This window comes from Aquabacterium sp., assembly GCF_050725395.1.
GTDB lineage: Bacteria > Pseudomonadota > Gammaproteobacteria > Burkholderiales > Burkholderiaceae_C > Aquabacterium.
On record NZ_JBOHHL010000109.1, the window covers coordinates 1 to 1,080 of the forward strand.

1 protein-coding gene is annotated in these 1,080 nt (G+C 64.5%); it reads left to right on the forward strand.

The window, feature by feature from the left end:
• Positions 1-1,080 (forward strand): beta-ketoacyl reductase (locus ACREB4_RS21335; protein WP_431590246.1); only part of this gene is annotated, 1,080 nt, incomplete at both ends.

Below are 1,080 nucleotides of genomic sequence, written 5' to 3' on the forward strand. Positions count from 1 at the left end.
AGAACCCGGCGAGACTGCGGACCTTGCGCTCTCTGCGCTCTGGGGCCTTGTGCGCAGCGCTCAGTCTGAGCACCCGGGACGCTTCGCGCTGATTGACCTGCCGGGGGTTCTTGAAGCATCAGATCAGGAAGAGGCAGGTCAGCTGGCAGCAGCATTTGGCAACGCGCTGTATTTGGTGGGCGACGAGCCGCAGCTTGCGGTTCGCCCCGGCGGAGTATTTGCGCCGCGCCTGACCCGCGCCGTGGCGGCACCCGAACTGCCAGAAGACGTCCCCTCAAAGCTCCCAGCAGAAACAGTCCTGATCACCGGCGGCACCGGAGGCCTCGGCGCTCTCCTGGCGGTCCACCTTGCAAAGCAGAACAAGGCCACAAAGCTCGTGCTCGCAAGCCGCCGCGGCAGTGAAGCTCCAGGCGCAGCAGAACTCGCCCAAGAGATCGAGCAGCTCGGCCTAGAGGCAGAACTGGTCGCCTCTGACATCTCTGACCCAGAGCAGGCAATAGCGCTGATCAAGCAGGCCAACGCGGACGGCAAGCTCACCGGCGTGATCCACGCAGCAGGCGTGCTCGACGACGGAATCATCGAGTCGATGAGCAGCGAGCGCATCGACCGCGTCTTTGCGCCCAAGGTCTCCGCCGCATACAACCTGCATCAGGCAACAAAGAACCTCGAGCTCACAGAGTTCACATTGTTCTCTTCAGCTGCCGGAGTCTTTGGCAGCCCCGGCCAGGCCAACTACGCGGCCGCCAACTCATTCCTTGATGCGCTTGCAGGTGAGAGAGAGGCAGAGGGCCTCCCCGCAACGTCGATCGCCTGGGGCCTCTGGCAGCAGGAAGAGGGCATGGGAGGGGAGCTGAGCAAGGCCGACCGCGTGCGCATCGAGCGCGCCGGGTCAGCGCTCACCCCTGAGCTTGGCCTCGAGCTCTACGACTACGCGCAGCTACTGCCGCAATCAGTAATCCTCGCGATGCAGCTAGACCGCAAGGGACTTGCCGCCCAAGCTCGCGCCGGCATGCTCCTCCCGCTGCTCAGCGGCCTCGTGCGTATCCCGGCCTCGCGCAAGTTCGCATCTGGATCTCTCGC